12 protein-coding genes are annotated in these 15,551 nt (G+C 72.5%); 5 read left to right on the top strand and 7 right to left on the bottom strand.

All coding sequences use genetic code 11. The annotated features are described in order from the left end of the window. Positions 1 to 155: 155 nt before the first annotated feature. A complete protein-coding gene (locus tag DFJ66_RS00890) occupies positions 156 to 728 on the bottom strand; it encodes a dihydrofolate reductase family protein (protein ID WP_121216999.1) in 573 nt (190 codons plus the stop codon). Between the two features lie 98 nt (positions 729 to 826). Beyond that, positions 827 to 1,723, bottom strand: coding sequence for a DMT family transporter (locus DFJ66_RS00885; RefSeq protein ID WP_121216997.1), 897 nt, complete (start codon positions 1,721 to 1,723; stop codon positions 827 to 829). Between the two features lie 75 nt (positions 1,724 to 1,798). Here DFJ66_RS00885 and DFJ66_RS00880 point away from each other — a divergent pair, with 75 nt between their 5' ends. The 3 genes from DFJ66_RS00880 to DFJ66_RS00870 all read left to right on the top strand — a co-directional run bounded on the left by DFJ66_RS00880 (position 1,799) and on the right by DFJ66_RS00870 (position 5,118). Further along, positions 1,799 to 2,710: a LysR family transcriptional regulator gene (locus DFJ66_RS00880; RefSeq protein WP_121216995.1), complete on the top strand. Its 912-nt coding sequence runs from the start codon at positions 1,799 to 1,801 to the stop codon at positions 2,708 to 2,710. Positions 2,711 to 2,815: 105 nt separating this feature from the next. Then, the gene (locus DFJ66_RS00875; protein ID WP_121216993.1) at positions 2,816 to 3,460 is read left to right on the top strand and encodes a hypothetical protein; all 645 of its coding nucleotides are present in this window, start codon (positions 2,816 to 2,818) and stop codon (positions 3,458 to 3,460) included. Positions 3,461 to 3,480: 20 nt separating this feature from the next. Then, positions 3,481 to 5,118 carry a S1 family peptidase gene (locus DFJ66_RS00870; protein WP_147459136.1) on the top strand — a complete coding sequence of 546 codons (1,638 nt, stop codon included), beginning with the start codon at positions 3,481 to 3,483 and terminating at the stop codon, positions 5,116 to 5,118. Between the two features lie 209 nt (positions 5,119 to 5,327). Here DFJ66_RS00870 and DFJ66_RS00865 read toward each other — a convergent pair whose 3' ends face one another. The 3 genes from DFJ66_RS00865 to DFJ66_RS00855 form a co-directional block, all read right to left on the bottom strand. Continuing rightward, on the bottom strand, positions 5,328 to 6,194 hold the full coding sequence (locus DFJ66_RS00865) for a hypothetical protein (RefSeq protein ID WP_246029503.1): 867 nt from the start codon (positions 6,192 to 6,194) through the stop codon (positions 5,328 to 5,330). Continuing rightward, on the bottom strand, positions 6,182 to 10,630 hold the full coding sequence (locus DFJ66_RS00860; RefSeq protein WP_147459135.1) for a serine/threonine-protein kinase: 4,449 nt from the start codon (positions 10,628 to 10,630) through the stop codon (positions 6,182 to 6,184). The genes DFJ66_RS00865 and DFJ66_RS00860 overlap by 13 nt, the downstream gene beginning before the upstream one ends. 166 nt (positions 10,631 to 10,796) lie before the next feature. Then, complete coding sequence (locus DFJ66_RS00855; protein ID WP_121216987.1) at positions 10,797 to 11,363, bottom strand: histidine phosphatase family protein; 567 nt, start codon at positions 11,361 to 11,363, stop codon at positions 10,797 to 10,799. A gap of 70 nt (positions 11,364 to 11,433) precedes the next feature. On the opposite strand from DFJ66_RS00855, the gene lipB reads away from it, so the two are divergent. Together lipB and DFJ66_RS00845 are read left to right on the top strand one after the other, a co-directional pair. Next, positions 11,434 to 12,081, top strand: coding sequence for a lipoyl(octanoyl) transferase LipB (gene lipB, locus DFJ66_RS00850; protein WP_121216985.1), 648 nt, complete (start codon positions 11,434 to 11,436; stop codon positions 12,079 to 12,081). Positions 12,082 to 12,311: 230 nt separating this feature from the next. Continuing rightward, entirely contained in the window at positions 12,312 to 13,685 is a 1,374-nt protein-coding gene (locus DFJ66_RS00845; RefSeq protein ID WP_121216983.1) for an endo-1,4-beta-xylanase, read from the top strand. Between the two features lie 44 nt (positions 13,686 to 13,729). Here the strand turns inward: DFJ66_RS00845 and DFJ66_RS00840 are convergent, their stop codons facing one another. Together DFJ66_RS00840 and DFJ66_RS00835 are read right to left on the bottom strand one after the other, a co-directional pair. Beyond that, positions 13,730 to 14,926 carry a cytochrome P450 family protein gene (locus DFJ66_RS00840; RefSeq protein ID WP_121230454.1) on the bottom strand — a complete coding sequence of 399 codons (1,197 nt, stop codon included), beginning with the start codon at positions 14,924 to 14,926 and terminating at the stop codon, positions 13,730 to 13,732. A gap of 61 nt (positions 14,927 to 14,987) precedes the next feature. After that, positions 14,988 to 15,482 carry a metallophosphoesterase family protein gene (locus DFJ66_RS00835; protein ID WP_121216981.1) on the bottom strand — a complete coding sequence of 165 codons (495 nt, stop codon included), beginning with the start codon at positions 15,480 to 15,482 and terminating at the stop codon, positions 14,988 to 14,990. Between the last annotated feature and the right edge of the window lie 69 nt (positions 15,483 to 15,551).

Raw genomic sequence — 15,551 nt, 5'->3', positions numbered from 1 at the left:
AGCCGGGCTCGCGCCTGCGGCGCGAAAAGCGCGCCTTCGGCGTAAAAGCGCGCGGCCGGTGAGTGGGGGGGTGGCGTGGGCTTGCGGCTGGCGGGGGCGAACAGCGGGCTGGAGTGGGGGGGCGTGTTGGTGGTGTACTGCGGTGATCGAGCGGATTACCGCACGTCGTAGACCAGCTTCTGGATGCCGTTTCCGTAGGCCTCCGACTCGACCAGCTTCAGGCTCTGCTTGTCCTTGTCGGTCGCGCTGAACAGTCGCTTCCCAGCACCCAGCAGCACCGGGAACACCAGCAGGTGGTAGCGGTCGATCAGGCCCGCGTCGGACAGAGCCCGGTTGAGGGTGGCGCTGCCGTGCACGATGATCGGGCCGCCCTCGCTCTCCTTGAGCTTGGCCACGTCGTCCAGGGAGCGCAGGATCGTCGTCTCGCCCCAGTTGGAGACCAGGTCGTCTTCGGTCAGGGTGGTGGAGACGACGTACTTGGGCATGGCGTTGTAGCCCGGGAACTCCTCGGTCATGGTCGGCCACACCGGCGAGAACGCCTGGTAGCTGACCCGGCCCATCATCATGGCGGTGGCTTCGCCCTGCTCTCGTCCCTTGAGCTCGTATGCGGCCGGGTCGAAGTCGATGTCCTGGAACGTCCAACCGGAGTTGCGGTAGCCCGGCTCGCCGCCCGGGGCTTCGACGACGCCGTCGAGGGAGATGAAGGCGGTGGTGATCAGGGTGCGCATCGGGTGCTCCAAAAGGTCGTTCCGGGGGTGTTCTCACCAGGTGCGTCGAACGAGCACCGGCCGGATCGACAGCATGCACTGTGACGGCCGTCACCTGATCATCGGTGCGCCTTCCCGACGAACGCCACCGAGGCCAGGACGATCGCACAGCCGGCGAGTTGCAGCACGCTGGGGCGTTCCGACAGCAGCGCGATGCCGAGCAGGATCGCGGCCACCGGCTGGAGGAGCATGAGCGTTGCGCCGGTCGAGCTGGACATCCTGGGCAGGGCGGTCGAGATGAGCATCCATCCGACGATCTGGCCGACCAGGGCCAGCGCGACCAGCCAGCCCAGTGCGGGCCAACCGGGGGTGAAGTCGAGGCGGTCGGTGGGGAGGCCGATGGCTGCTGCTACCGCGCCTGCCGAGACCGTGGCCAGCATCAGCGTGTGCTCGCGGGCGCCGGGGCCGGTGCTGTGGCGGATCAGCAGGAGGTAGGCCGCGTAGCCGACGCCCGCGCCCAGGGCCAGGACCGCGCCGAGGACCGGGTCCGGGCCGAAAGCGGGGGTGCCGGCGAGGCCGCCCGCCAGGACGATGCCGCCCAGCAGGACGGGGACGGTCACCAGGAAGCGGCCGGGTGGTCGTTCGCCGAAGACCAGGAACGCCACGGCGGGCACGATCACCACCTGGATGGACAGGATCACCGTCGCCACGCCCGCCCCGACGAGCGCGATCGCGTCGCCCCACAGCACGAAGTCCACACCCAGCCCGACGCCCGCCAGCAACGGCAGCGCGATCCGACGACGGGCCGTGCCGCGCCTGCGTTCGAGCCACACCAGCACGAGCAGGACCGGCAGCGAGATCAGGCAGCGCCAGAACGCGCTGGTGCTGCCGGTGGTGCCGGAGACCTTGATGAACACCGACGACAAGGCGATGCAGAAACTGCCCGCGGCGGCCAGCAGCGCCGGGTGGACGCGCGCGGGTGCGGCCACGGTGGGGCGGACTTCGGTGGTGGTCACGGTAGTCCAGCCTCGCCCGCGCGACTGTCAAGGACAAGCGAAGGTTCGTGAGCGGAAACCGGTAGCATCGCTTCCGTGTTCGGGTTGGAGCGGATGCGGGCGCTGCACGCGGTGGCCACGCACGGCACGGTCGCGGCGGCGGCGGTCGCGTTGCACGTGACGCCGTCCGGGGTGTCGCAGCAGTTGGCGAAGCTGGAGCGGGAGGCCGGGCAGCGGCTGCTCGAACCGCACGGGCGCAGCGTCCGCCTGACCACCGCCGGGCACGTGCTGGCCCGGCACGCCGAGCGCATCCTGGACCAGGTCGAGCAGGCGCGCACGGACCTGGAGCTGCTGCGCGACGACGTCACCGGCACGGTCCGGGTCGGCGCGATCCCCACCACCGTGCACGCCCTGCTCCCACCCGCGCTGGCACTCCTGCGCGACCGGCACCCGGGGCTGGAGGTCACGCTGGAGGAGGGCGAGGCCGAGGAGACGCTGCCGCGCGTGGTCGAGGGCGCCTTGGACGTGGCCGTGCTGGAGAGCTGGGAGCACCGGCCGGTCGTGGTGCCCGGCACGACGTCGAGCACGACCCTGCTGCACGACGTGGCGGACCTGGTGCTGCCCGCGTCCCACCGGCTGGCGCACCGCAAGACCGTGGACCTGGCCGAGGTGGACGACGTCCCGTGGATCGGCTGGAGCGCCGGGTCGGGCTGCCTGGACTGGCTCACCCACGTGCTGCGCCGGCACGGGGTCAACGCCCGGATCAGCTGCACCATCGGCAACTACCCCACCCAGCTGGCACTGGTCGCGGGCAACGTGGGCGCGGCGGTCGTGCCGAGGCTGGGCCGGGACTCGGTGCCCGACGGGGTGCGGATCATCGCCACCCGCCCGGCGCTCAACCGGACGATCTACGCGGTCACCCGCGCCGAGGACGCCGAGCGCGGCGCGATCCGGGCGTGCGTGGACGCGCTGACCGTCGCGTCGGAGCGCTTCCAGAACCTGACCTGAGCAGCCCAGGAGCGTTGCGCCGTACGGGTCAGCGGGCGTGCGGCCGGCGGAAACTTCCGGTAGGTTCCGCGTTCTCCCGCGCGGTGAGATCAATACGATGAGCGCGTGAGCGACTCCCCCCGGCCGCCAGGAAGACCCGCCGTCGTCGTCCTGTTCTCCGTCGCCGCCTGCGCGCTGCTCGGCGCGTCCGCGTTGACGGCCGTGGCCCTCGCCGACGGCGGACCCGCCGGGCGCGACCCGGTCGCGGTGGGCGAACGACCCTCCCCGACACCGCGCACGTCGTCCTCCCGCGCCCCCGGCCTGCCGATGTGCGTCGTCGGCACCTGGCGGACGGTCGAGGACAGCCTGATGCTGAAGTTCTACTCCGACGCCGACCGCATCCCGTTCAGCGGAGGTGGCCGCCGGTACGAGTTCCGCCCGGACGGCACCGCGACGGAGTACCAGGAGAACTGGACCATGACCGGCAACTACGAGGGCAACGAGTTGCGGCTGGTGGGCAACGGCAGCACCGACTTCACGTGGAAGGCCGACGACCGGCAGATCACCTACCTCGCGCGGACGAAGACCACGGTGAAGTACGACTCCTACGACCAGCGCGGCCTCATCGGCACCACGCCGCAGGAGGTGAAGGCGGACCTCAACGAGGTCGACGAGTACACCTGCCAGGGCAACCAGTTCACCGAGCAGAACGCCGCCAACGGCTACCGCTCGGTGTGGGTCCGGATCGACGGGGCGGGGGTGTACGGGTGATCCGCGTGGGGGTACGGGTGATGCGTCGAACGGTGGTGCTGGTGGGTGCCGCGGTCCTCGCCCTGGCGCCGAACCTGGTCGCGTCGGCGGCTCCGTCCAGCCCCGAGGAGCGGGCGGCGGCGTTGGCCCGACCGGGGATCGTGTTCATCTCCGTCACCTGGCACGGCTGGGTCCGGGACAAGCGCACCGGCGAGGTGTTCGGCGGCACGGCGGGCTACGAGGTGAAGACCGCGTGCACCGGCGCGATCGTCACGCCCGACGGGCACATCGCCACCGCCAGCCACTGCGTCCACACCGGACCGCTGGGCGGCGGCGGCGCGCTGATCGCGTCGGCGGTGGCGGACCTGACCAAGGTGGGCCGGGTCAAGGACGAGGCCAAGGCGCAGCGGGACCTCGCCGAGCACGGCCAGGCCGAGGGCGCGTCACCGGACAGCCCGATCGAGCGCGCCATCCAGGTGGAACGCGCGGAGGTCAAGGGGTCCGAGCAGGTGCGCGACATCGCGCCCGCCACGGTCGTGGACCTCGTGGCGCCCGAGGACGGCGACATCGCCGTGCTGAAGGTGCCCCGCGAACACCTGCCCGCCGTGCCGGTACGCGCCGACCAGACCCCGGTCGGCACGCCGATCCTGGCCATCGGCTACCCCGGCTCCACCAGCGGCGCCGTGGACCCGAGCCTCGAGCCCAGCAGCAAGAACGGCCAGATCTCCGCGAAGCGCACCCAGCAGGGGCGGCCGTTCTACGAGTTCAGCGCCGCCGCCACGCACGGCATGAGCGGCGGGCCGGTGGTGGACATGGACGGCGGGATCGTCGGCCTGGTCAGCCAGGGCTCGCCGGGCGAGACGCAGTCGTTCAACCTCGCCGCGTCCGCCCAGACCCTGGCGGAGGTGTTGCAGGGCAAGGAGATCACCGCCGCGATCGGTGACCACGACCGCGACTACCGCACCGGGCTGGACAAGTACTTCGAGGGCGACTACGACTCGGCGGTGGAGTACTTCGACGCCGTGCTCGCGGGGTCGCCGGGCCACCAGCAGGCCGCCGAGTACCGGAAGCTGGCGGCGGACAAGGGTGGCAAGCCCGGTGGCGCGCCCACGCTGCTGATCGTGTTCGCGTTCCTGTGCGCGGGGATCGCGATCGCGACGGCCACCGCGGGCACCGCCGTCCTGCTGACCCGCCGCAAGCGCCTCGCGGCGGCGAGCGTGCCGGCTCTGGTCTTCACCCCGACCCCGAGCGGTGGGATCCCGGTGCCGGCTCAAGGGTTCCCGGTCACGCCGAGTGGCGGGATGCCGGTGCCGGCCCTGGGGTTCCCGGTGACGCCGGCCGGTGGTTTCGCCTCCGGACCGGGGTTGTCCGCGCCGCCGGTGACGCCGGGAGGCGGGTTCGCGCCGAGCGTCCCCGCCTCCGAGGCCACCACCGACAAGGTGACCCGTCACGACGTCCTACCAGTTGTTCTCGGCGGTCAGCCACAGCACCACGGCCAGGCCGATGCCCAGGAAGCTGAACGGCGAGACGTTCCCCTCGGTCAGCACCAGCCCGACCAGCAGGCCGAGGCCGGCCGCACCGAGGTACAGCCGGGGACCCCACTTGCGGGTCATCCAGGCCCCGACCAGCCCCACGACGGCAACCACGCTCAGCAAGGTGGCGAAGGCGAAGGCCGGTAACGCGCCGTCGTCCCAGTCACCGCCGTGCTCGGCCTCGTCGGCCCACCCGACGAGGCCGGTCATGAGCACGAACACGTTCGCCAGGGTCAACAGCACCAGCAACGCGATCGTGGCGCCGGTCTTCGTCGCCCGCTCCACCGGTTGTTGCGACATGACAGTCCTTTCTCGACAGTGGTGGACCGCCTGCGGTCCACCACGTCCGAGCAGGACTAAGGGCCGTGCGTTCCCGGGGCCGGGGGTGGAAGTTTCCGGTTCCGGGCGGCCCGCTCCACCTCGGTCAGGTCCGCCGCGGTGACCAGCCGCATCTCCGCCGCGCGCCGCGCCACGGCGAACCGGACGTTCTGCAACCGGCCTTCGTGCGGGGTGGCGTACGGGTCGTCGGCGGGACCGAACGCCACCGCCGAGATCGCCCGGATGGCGTCGTCCACGCGCTGCGGCCGGTGCAGGTTCCAGGCGTAGCCGTGCCAGTGCAGGACCCGCTCGTAGATCTCCTTGTTCGACGGCGGGCGCGGGTAGTCGTCCTTGCCCGCCAGCCACGGCTCGCACAGCGCCAGCGCCACGTACCAGTCGCGGCTGCCGCGCGGCAGGCTCGGCCCCTTGCCGGTGACCTCGCCCTCCGCCGCGCCCAGCTGCGAGGTGGTCTCCGACGCCGAGACGTCGATGTTGACCACCAGGTCGGTGAAGCCCAGCGGCCCCTGGCGGCCCAGCAGCAGCACCAACTGGTTCTCGCCGCGGTCCAGCAGCGCCGACATCGAGCGGGCCAGGATGACCCGCCGCGCGCCGCCGGGCGCGTCGAACAGGCTCGACAGCTGGGCCTCGCCCGCGCCCAGCCAGTGCAGCGCCACGGTGTCGGTGCCCACCACCAGCTCGCCGACCAGCCGCGACACGTGCGGCGCGCAGTCGGGCAGGGTCAGCGTCACCCGGCCGGGCGCGGGTTGCCCCACGAAGGGCGCGCGGCCGAACACCAGCGACTCGCCGGGCCGCAGCACGACCGCGCCGACGCCGGCCGCCCGCACCACGACCGTGGGCATGGCGACGCCCTCGACCCCCTCGGGCACGCCGTTCACTCCGGGCACGTCGGCGCCCTCCCCCGGTCCGGACCCAGCGCGTTCCACTCGTCGGCCAGCGTCGCGCGGTCCAGCAACCCGCACAGCACCTCGGTGCCGTGTGCCGGGTCGAGGTGGAACAACCGCGCCACGCCGTCCGCGCCGGCGCTGACCAACCGCTCCCCCTTGCTGTCGAAGTCCAGGTCGTTCAACTGGTCCTCGTGCCGGTCCAGGCGGGCCAGGAACCGCCGGTCCGCCACGTTCCACAGGCGCACCACGGTGTCCTGGCCGGCGGTGGCCAGCGACTTGCCGTCCGGGCTGAACGCCACCCGCCGGATGGTCGAGTCGCTGCCGGTCAGCTCGCCGACCTGCTGCCCGTCGCGCACCCGCCACAGCCGCACGACCCGGTCCGAGCCGCCGGTGGCCAGGATCGTGCCGTCCGGGCTGAAGTCGGCGTCGATGGCGATGCCGTCGTGGCCGGGCAGGATGGTCAGCTCCGCGCCCGGGTCGACCAGGTTCCACAGGCCCACCTTGCCCGCCGACAGCGGCACGGCCAGGGTCTTGCCGTCCGGGCTGAACGCGATGCCGGTGGGGTAGTTGCCGGTCAGCTGCGTGCCCTCGCCGTTGCGCGGCTCGCCGCGGGTGGAGCGGCGCTGCGGCGACACCGACAGGTCCGCGGTGCGCAGCAGCAGGATCTCGTCGCGGTCCTCGGCCGAGGTCACCGGCGAGCGGCCGGCGACCGCGATCTGCTTGCCGTCCGGGCTGATGCGCATGCTGGCCATGACCGTGCCGGGCCTGCTGAACCGCCGCTGCTCGACCACGTCGGAGACCCGCCACACGACGACGGCGCCGTCCTCGCCGGCGGTGGCGAGCTCCTTGCCGTCCGGGGTGAAGTCGACGTCGTAGGCCGCGCCCTCGTGCGCCTTGACCCGCTTGACCAGGTCGCCGGTGGTGGAGTCCCACACCTCCAGGAACCCGGCGCCGTCGACGGTGGCCATGAGCTTGTCGTCGGGGTGGAACGCGACGGCGATCGTCGACCCGTGCCGGTCGCCCATGACGGTCTGCCCGAGCTGCCAGACGGTGATCTCGCCGAGGGCGTTGCCGCCGACCAGGGTGTGGCCGTCCGCGGAGACGGTGATGCCGAACGTGGTGGTCGACCGGGTGGCGAGCCGGGCCACCAGGACGTGGCTGGCCGGGTCCCACGAGTAGACGCTGGTGCCGTTGCCGCTGGCCACGATCGCGCCCCCGGCGCTGAACCCGACCGAGGTCAGGCTGCCCTCCGGGGAGGACAGGGTGTCGCGGGTGGTCCAGGTGCCGGTGTCCCACAGGCGGACGGTGCCGTCGGTGGCGGCGCTGGCCAGCGTCGGGCCGGACGGGTCGAACGCGAGGGACTGGACGGCGTTGGTGTGGCCGGTCAGGGTCGCGAGGGTGGCGCCGTCGGCGATCCGGCGGACCTGCACGTTGTTGCCGTCGGTCATCGCGAGCAGGGTCTTGTCCGGGCTCATCGCGAGGAAGATCGAGGGCGCGGTGACCGTCAGGACGGCCCGTTCGGCGAAGGTCTTCGTGTCGTAGACGACCAGACCGCGGTCGTTGAACGTCACCACCAGGGTGCCGTCGCGGGAGAGCACGGTGTCGATGCCGGAGCCGGGCACGTCCCGGATCTTCTCCCGCTTCTCCACGTCCCACAGCGACACGGTCTTCTTGTCCGGGTTCGCGGTGGCCAGCAGCTTGCCGTCCTCGCTCATGGACAGCGTGCGGAACCAGCCGCCGCCGTTGTCGAGCTCGGCGAGCTGCTCGCGCTTGGCGACGTCCCACAGGCGCAGGGAACCCGCGTTGTCGCCGCTGGCCAGGACCTTGCCGTCGCCGGAGAGCGCGACCGAGGAGATCACGCCCTCGTGGCCGGTCATCCGACCCCGGTAGCCGTCCACGGCGACCGCGAGCAACGCGCTGCGGCTCTCCACGGTCTGCCCCGCCTGCCACGCCCCCAACGCGGACAGCGCGCTGCGCCGGGGGTCCACGCCACGGGCCAGGGCCGCTTCGGCGGCGAGCTGGCGGGACAGGTTGAGCTGCCCGGACTCCTCGGCCCGGTCGCGCTGGGCGCGGGCGTCCTGGCCGAACCTGGTGGCCACGACGATCGCGCCGGCCGCGACCAGCAGCAGCACGCTCAGCGCGGCGACCAGGGTCCGCAGCCGGCGGGTCCGCCGGCGCTCGGCGAGCTGCCCGGCCTGCTCGGCGGCGGTGGAGCGGGCCAGGAACTCCTGCTCGGCCGGTTGCAGGCGGACGCGGTCGCGGGCGGACTCCAGCCACCCGGTCAGCGACGCCAGCCGCACGCCCCGGTACAGGTCGTCGGCGTGCTGCCCGGACTCCAGCCACACCCGCACGGCGTCGGTGAACCGGCGGTGCTGGATCAGGCCGGCGCGGTCCTCGTCGATCCAGCCGCGCAGCCGGGGCCACGCCGACAGCAGGGCTTCGTGGCTCAGGCGGGCGCCGGTGCCGTCCACGGTGACCAGGCGGGCGCTGATCAGCTGGTCGAGGATGACCGGGGCGGGCAGTTCGCGCGGGTCCACGCGGCGGCGCACGGCGGTGCCGTCGTCGAACACGGTGACCATGCGCAGCAGCGTGGTGCGCAGCAGGGTCCGGCCCAGCGGGTCGAGGCGGTCGTGGATCTCGTCGGCGGTGCGCGCGACCGCGCCGTCGATGCCGCCCGCCCGGCGGTAGGCGGCGAGGGTGAGCATGTTGCCCTCGCGGTGGTTCCACGTCTCGCGCAAGGCGTGCGCCAGTCGGGGCAGGGCGCCGGGGTCGTAGCCGATCTCGCCGCGCACGCCCAGGTCGGCGATGAGCCGTTCCGGTAAGCCGGCCTCGACCTCCAGGCCCGCGTCCCGGGCCGGCACGACGATGGCCTGGCGCAGCTCGGTGGCGTCCATCGGGCCGAGCACGACCGGTGCTTGGAGGGCGGGGCGCAGGGGTGCCAGCTCGATGCAGCGGTCCACCAGGTCGGCGCGCACGGCGAGCACGACGATGGCGGGACTGGCCGAGGTCAGCGCGGTGGCGTAGGCGATCCGGTCGGCCTCGGGCGCGCCGTAGGTGAACAGCTCCTCGAACTGGTCGACCAGGATCACCGGCCGGGTCGCGGTCTCCCCGACCGAGCGCGCGCACATCTCGCCGAACTTGGTCGGCGTCTGGCGGATCACCCGCACCCACTCCTCGGCGTCCAGCGCGGAGTGCGCGGCCATCGCCGTGGCCAGGCCCCGGATCGGGTCCGGGCCGGGGGTGAGCACGATCTGCGGCCAGTCGGCGAGGTCCGGGCCGTCGCCGCCGGCCAGCGCGGGCAGCAGGCCGGCGCGCAGCACCGAGGACTTGCCCGAGCCGGACGCGCCGACCACCACCACCGGCTCGCCGCCGTCGAGCTGCTCGGCCAGGCGCACCAGCAGGTCGGTGACCACGTGGTCGCGGCCGTGGAACAGGGCGGCGTCGGCCCGGTCGAACCCGGACAGGCCGGGGTAGGGGCAGACGGGCTTGCTGCTGTAGGGCATCCGGCGGGTGCCGGGCTTGCGCTCCTGCGCCCGCATGATCGCCCGCACCAGGCGACCCTGGTCGCGTTCCTTCGACGGGCCGGGCAGGGTCGGCTGGGCGGAGCGGACCGTGCCGCCGGAGTACGTGGCGGCCTCGGCGGCGGTGACCAGGGCGGTGCACGACGGGAAGCGGCGGGCGGGGTCCTTGGCCAGGCCGCGCAGCACCACCTGGTCCAGCGCGGGCGTGATGGTCGGCAGGAAGACCGACGGCGCGGGCGGCGGCTGGAGCAGGTGGCCCGCGACCTTGGCCGCCATGTCCACCGCCGGGTAGGGCAGGCGGCCGGTCAGGCACTCGAACAGCACGCAGGCCAGGGAGTACTGGTCGGAGCGGCCGTCGACGTCGCTGCGGGACAGCCGTTCGGGGGCCATGTAGTCCCACGAGCCGATCAGGTCGCCGGACTGGGTGAGCACGGTCGCGTCCGGCGAGGTCTCGCGGGCGATGCCGAAGTCGGCGAGGTAGGCGCGGCCGGAGCCGTCAACCAGGATGTTGGAGGGCTTGACGTCCCGGTGCACCAGCCCGGCCTCGTGGGCGGCGTCCAGGGCGCGGGCGACCTGGCGCAGCACGGCCAGGGTGCGGTCCGGGTCCACGTCGCCCCGGCCCATCATGCGGCGCAGGTCGGTGCCGTCGACCAGCAGCATGTCCAGGTAGAGCTGGCCGTCGATCTCGCCGAAGTCGTGCACCGGCACGATGTTCGGGTGGCTCAGCGAGGCCGCCAGCCGCGCCTCGCGCTGGAACCGGGCGCGGAACTCGGGATCGGCCACCGAGGCGGGCAGCTTCTTCAGCGCCACGACCCGGTCGTGCACGGTGTCGTGCGCCCGGTACACCACGCCCATGCCGCCTTGGCCGAGCATGCCCAGGATCCGGTACGGCCCGAAGTCGGCCTCGTCGGTCACCGCCACTCCCCCATCTCGCGATCGGTCCACCCTACTGAGATCCCCCGACACCCCTGCGGGTTCCTACGCCATCCGGCTGCGACGACCTCCCTCGCGCCAGTGGTCGCGGCCCTTGCGTAAGGGAGATCTTCTCCTGAGGGGTCCGGGTGTCGGGATCCGGCCCTGTTCAGAGTCCCGGGCCGGTGATCTCCACGCCTCGGGCGGTGAAGCGGAGGCGGTAGAGCGCGGGCATCGGCATGGCGTGGCTGAAGGGCCAGTCGACGGTGGTCACCCCGAACCCGACCAGGGCGCGGGAGATGAACGTGCCGTGGCTGCCGATGACGACGGTGCCGTCCTGGTGGTGTTCGGCCAGCGCGGTGAGGGCGGTGGTGGCTCTCACGGAGAGCTGGTGGAGGCTTTCCGCGCCGGGGCGGGTGTGGTGGGGGTCGGCCCAGCTCTCGGCGTAGTGGCGGGCGTAGTCGGGCGTGGAGCCGATGGCGGAGTCCCATTCCCGCAAGTCGTGGTCGCGGTGGACGGGCAGGCCCAGTGCCCGTGCGGTCGGCTCGACCGTCTGCACCGCGCGCAGGTAGGGGCTGGAGGCGATCGCGGTGGGTCGGAGGCCGGCCAGGTCGTCGACCAGGCGCTCGGCTTGCGCCAGGCCTTCCTCGGTCAGCGGTCGGTGGTGGTCGTCCGGGCCGCCGGGCGCGGGGAGCAGGGGGCGGGCGTGGCGGACCAGGATCAGTTCGGCTCTCATCCCACCGATTGTCCCGGTGGCCGGTGGAGTCCTCTGTGGACGGTCTTGGCGTGGGCGTAGGATCGTTGGCATGAGGGGGTTTCCGGCGTTGCAGCGGGTCGACCTGGGGGAAGTGGAGTACGCCGAGGCGGCGGTGGCGATGGAGGGGTGGGCGCAGGAGTGCCGGGAGGGGCGCGCCGGTGACCGACTGTTCCTGCTGACGCACCCGCCCGTGGTCACCTACGGGCCGCGCACGCCCGTCGAGCACCTGCCGACCGTCACCGCAGGGCTGCCCACCGTCCGGGTCGACCGGGGCGGGCAGGCGACCTACCACGGGCCGGGGCAGCTCGTCGGGTACCTGGTGGCGCACGTGCGGGAGCGCGGGCCGGCGGACGTCGTGCGGTGGCTGGAGAACGGCCTGATCGAGGCCCTGCGGGCGCTGGGGTTCACGGCGGTGCGCCGCGACACGCCGCCGGGTGGGCCGAGCCTGGTCGGGGTGTGGACGCCGGAGCACCGCAAGGTCGCGTCGATCGGCATGCGCATCCGGGGCGGGGTGAGCACGCACGGGTTCTCCCTCAACGTCGACCCCGACCTGGCGGTCTACGACCGGTTCCTGGCCTGCGGGCTGGACGACCCGACGACCTCGCTGCGCGCGTGGGCGGGGTCCGCGCCGGACGAGGCGGCCGTCCGCGACGCGGTGGCGGGCGCCCTGCACGCCACCGATCGCGCCTCGGCGTGAGCCTGGTCGGCGTACCGGCGATTGGACGTTCCGGCGCAAACACGGGCATTCCGGCGAATACCTTTCGAAACATTTCGATTGCCTTGACCTGTTCATTCACCAGGTCAGAACCCCGAAGCATGTCTCATTAGGCCCTTGCCGGCACTATCTGTTTCGGTCAATACTGCTAAAAGTTTCAGGCCTGGAACGAGACAGAATCCTCCCCAGTGCTCCCCAGAAGGTGCCAAAACATGAAGCTGACATCGAGGTCAGTGTCGCGCGCCGCGCTGGTGTCGACGGTGCTCACCGCCGTCACGCTCAGCGCCGCCGCGCTCGTGGCGACCTCCGCGAACGCCGCGACCACGCTCGGCGCGTCCGCGGCCCAGTCGGACCGCTACTTCGGCACGGCCGTGGCCGCGTTCAAGCTGAGCGACTCGACGTACGTGGGCATCCTGAACCGCGAGTTCACCATGGTCACGCCCGAGAACGAGATGAAGATCGACGCGACCGAGCCGACCCAGGGCCAGTTCTCGTTCGGCAACGCCGACCGGATCGTCAACCACGCCCGGTCGCAGGGCATGCGGGTGCGCGGCCACACGCTGGCCTGGCACTCCCAGCAGCCGAGCTGGATGCAGGGCATGGAGGGTTCCGCGCTGCGGTCGGCGATCCTCAACCACGTCACCCAGGTCGCGACCTACTACAAGGGCAAGATCTACGCCTGGGACGTGGTGAACGAGGCCTTCGAGGACGGCAGTTCCGGCGCGCGCCGCAACTCCAACCTGCAGCGCACCGGCAACGACTGGATCGAAGCGGCCTTCCGCGCCGCGCGTGCCGCCGACCCCGGCGCCAAGCTCTGCTACAACGACTACAACACCGACGACTGGACCCACGCCAAGACCCAGGCCGTCTACCGCATGGTCCAGGACTTCAAGTCCCGCGGCGTCCCGATCGACTGCGTCGGCTTCCAGTCCCACTTCAACCCGCAGAGCCCGGTGCCGTCCAACTACCAGACGACGCTGCAGAACTTCGCCAACCTCGGCGTGGACGTGCAGATCACCGAGCTGGACATCGAGGGCTCGGGCACGACCCAGGCGTCCAACTACGAGCGCGTGACGAAGGCCTGCCTGGCCGTGACCCGGTGCAACGGCATCACGGTGTGGGGCATCCGCGACAGCGACTCGTGGCGCGCGTCGGGCACCCCGCTGCTGTTCGACGGCTCGGGCAACAAGAAGCCCGCCTACACCGCCGTTCTGGACGCCTTGAACAGCGTCGGCCCGACCTCGACGACGACCACGACCACCACGACGACCACGACGACCACCACCACCTCCAGCGACCCGGTCCCCGGCGGCTGCACCGCGACCACGTCGGTGAACCAGTGGAACGGCGGGTTCGTCGTGACGGTGCGGGTCACCGCGGGCTCGACGGCCATCCGGAGCTGGACCGTGACGCTGGCCCTGCCGTCCGGGACGACGGTGACCGGCGTGTGGAACGTCCAGCGCAGCGGCAACCAGTGGTCCAACGTGTCGTACAACGGCAACGTGGCCGCCGGCCAGTACACGGAGTTCGGCTTCCAGGGCACCGGCACCGCCGGCACCCTGAGCCCGACCTGCACCGCGGCGTGAGCGAACGGGCCGGGACGCCCACTCCCCCGGGCGTCCCGGTCCACCTAACGCAACCGGACCGGTAGCGAGGCGTGGCCGTTGGAGATGAACGACGCCAACGGCCGCAACTCCTCCACCGGCACCGCGAGCGCCGGATCGGGGAACCGCTCGAACAACGCCGGCAGCGCGATCTCCGCCTCCATCCGGGCCAGCGGCGCCCCCAGGCAGTAGTGCGCCCCGAACCCGAACGACAGGTGCGTCTTGTCCGCCCGCCCCGGGTCGAACGACGCCGCCGTCGGACCGTGGACCTCCGGGTCCCGCCCGGCCGCCGCGTAACCCGCCAGCACGGCCTCCCCGCGCGCGATCACCACCCCGTCGACCGACACGTCCTCCACCGCGTACCGCAACGGCAAGTGCGCCACGGGCGCCTGCCAGCGCAAGGTCTCCTCGACCACGTCCGCCCACGACACCTCGCCCGACGCCACCCGCTGCCGCGCCTCCGGGTGCGTCAACAGCGCGGTGATGGCGTGGTCCAGCAGGTTCACCGTGGTCTCGTGGCCGGCGGCGAGCACGAGGATCAGCGTGTCCACCAGTTCCTGCTCGGTCAGCCGCGACCCGTCCTCGTCACGGGCCGCGATCAGGCCGTCGGTCAGGTCGTCGCCCGGGGCACGCCGCTTGGCCTCGATCAGGCCGTGCAGCAGGGCGTACAGGTCCTGCTGGTTGGCCAGGGCCACCTCCGGCGAGGCGGTCGTGTCGAAGATGACGTCCACCGCCCGCCGCAGCCCCGGCCGCAGGTCCTCGGGCACGCCGAACAGCCGGCAGATCACCTCGATCGGCAACGGGTAGGCGAAGCCCTCGCGCAGGTCGGCCACCTCCGGGCCGGCGTCCAGCGCGTCGAGCAGGTCGGCGGTGATCCGCTCCACCCACGGGCGCATGTCCTCGACCCGCCGGGGTGTGAACGCCTTGGACACCAACGCCCGCAGCCTGCGGTGCTCGTCGCCGTACGCGGTGAACATGTTGCGCACCGACACCCACAGGTGCAGCGGCCAGTCGTCCGGGACGTCGGCCCACTCCCGCCAGTGCTGCCGAGCGTCCTTGGACAGCCGGTCGTCGCCGAGCAGCCGCTTCAGGTCGGCCAATCCCCCGACCGACCACGCCGTGACCCCGCCGGGCAGCTCGACCCGCGTCAGCCGGCCCCGTGCGCGCAACACCTCCGCCTCGCCGTGGATGTCGCGGCCGGTGGGGTCGAGGGTGAACGCCATCGAGTCCTCCAGACAGTCGGACACCCATCGTCACCACACCACGACACTGCGTACAAGGGTGCTAATCGGTGACGGGCACGATCCGCGCCGACACCAGCTCGCCCGCGGCCACCTCCAGCACGCCGATCGTCCCGTGCGGTTGACGGCGGCGGTCGGTGGGCGAACCCGGGTTGAAGATGCGCACGCCGTCGCCGGACTCGTCCAGCGGGATGTGGGAGTGCCCGAACACCACCAGCCGCGCGTTCGGGAACCGCCGCCGCATCCGGGCCGTGCGCCCCTTCGCCTGACCGCTGTCGTGGATCATCGCCACCGGCAGGCCGTCGACGTCCAGCTCCACCGCCTCCGGCGCGCCCCAGGCCACCACGTCCGGCCCGTCGTTGTTCCCGGCCACCGCCACCACCGGCGCGAACGCCGCCAGCTCGTCCAGCACGGAGGGCACGCACACGTCCCCGGCGTGCAGGACCAGGTCGGCGTCGCGCAGGTGCTCCGCGACCCTCGGCGGGCAGCTCTTCCACCGGCGGGGCGCGTGCGTGTCGGCCAGGACCACGACTCTCATACCGACGTTGATACCCCGACCAGGGGATGACCGCGCGTCATCCCGCCGGCTGACGCCCGCGCACCCGGC

It is taken from the genome of Saccharothrix variisporea, from assembly GCF_003634995.1.
Lineage (GTDB): Bacteria > Actinomycetota > Actinomycetes > Mycobacteriales > Pseudonocardiaceae > Actinosynnema > Actinosynnema variisporeum.
The sequence above is the reverse complement of the archived record's forward strand: the minus strand, read 5'-3'. Positions and strand labels throughout refer to the sequence as shown.

Bases quoted from the DNA above. Each gene is read 5' to 3' on its own strand.
- DFJ66_RS00890 (WP_121216999.1), bottom strand. From the start codon at position 728: ATGCGCACCCTGATCACCACCGCCTTCATCTCCCTCGACGGCGTCGTC.
- DFJ66_RS00870 (WP_147459136.1), top strand. From the start codon at position 3,481: ATGCGTCGAACGGTGGTGCTGGTGGGTGCCGCGGTCCTCGCCCTGGCG.
- DFJ66_RS00855 (WP_121216987.1), bottom strand. From the start codon at position 11,363: ATGAGAGCCGAACTGATCCTGGTCCGCCACGCCCGCCCCCTGCTCCCC.
- lipB (WP_121216985.1), top strand. From the start codon at position 11,434: ATGAGGGGGTTTCCGGCGTTGCAGCGGGTCGACCTGGGGGAAGTGGAG.
- DFJ66_RS00845 (WP_121216983.1), top strand. From the start codon at position 12,312: ATGAAGCTGACATCGAGGTCAGTGTCGCGCGCCGCGCTGGTGTCGACG.
- DFJ66_RS00840 (WP_121230454.1), bottom strand. From the start codon at position 14,926: ATGGCGTTCACCCTCGACCCCACCGGCCGCGACATCCACGGCGAGGCG.
- DFJ66_RS00835 (WP_121216981.1), bottom strand. From the start codon at position 15,482: ATGAGAGTCGTGGTCCTGGCCGACACGCACGCGCCCCGCCGGTGGAAG.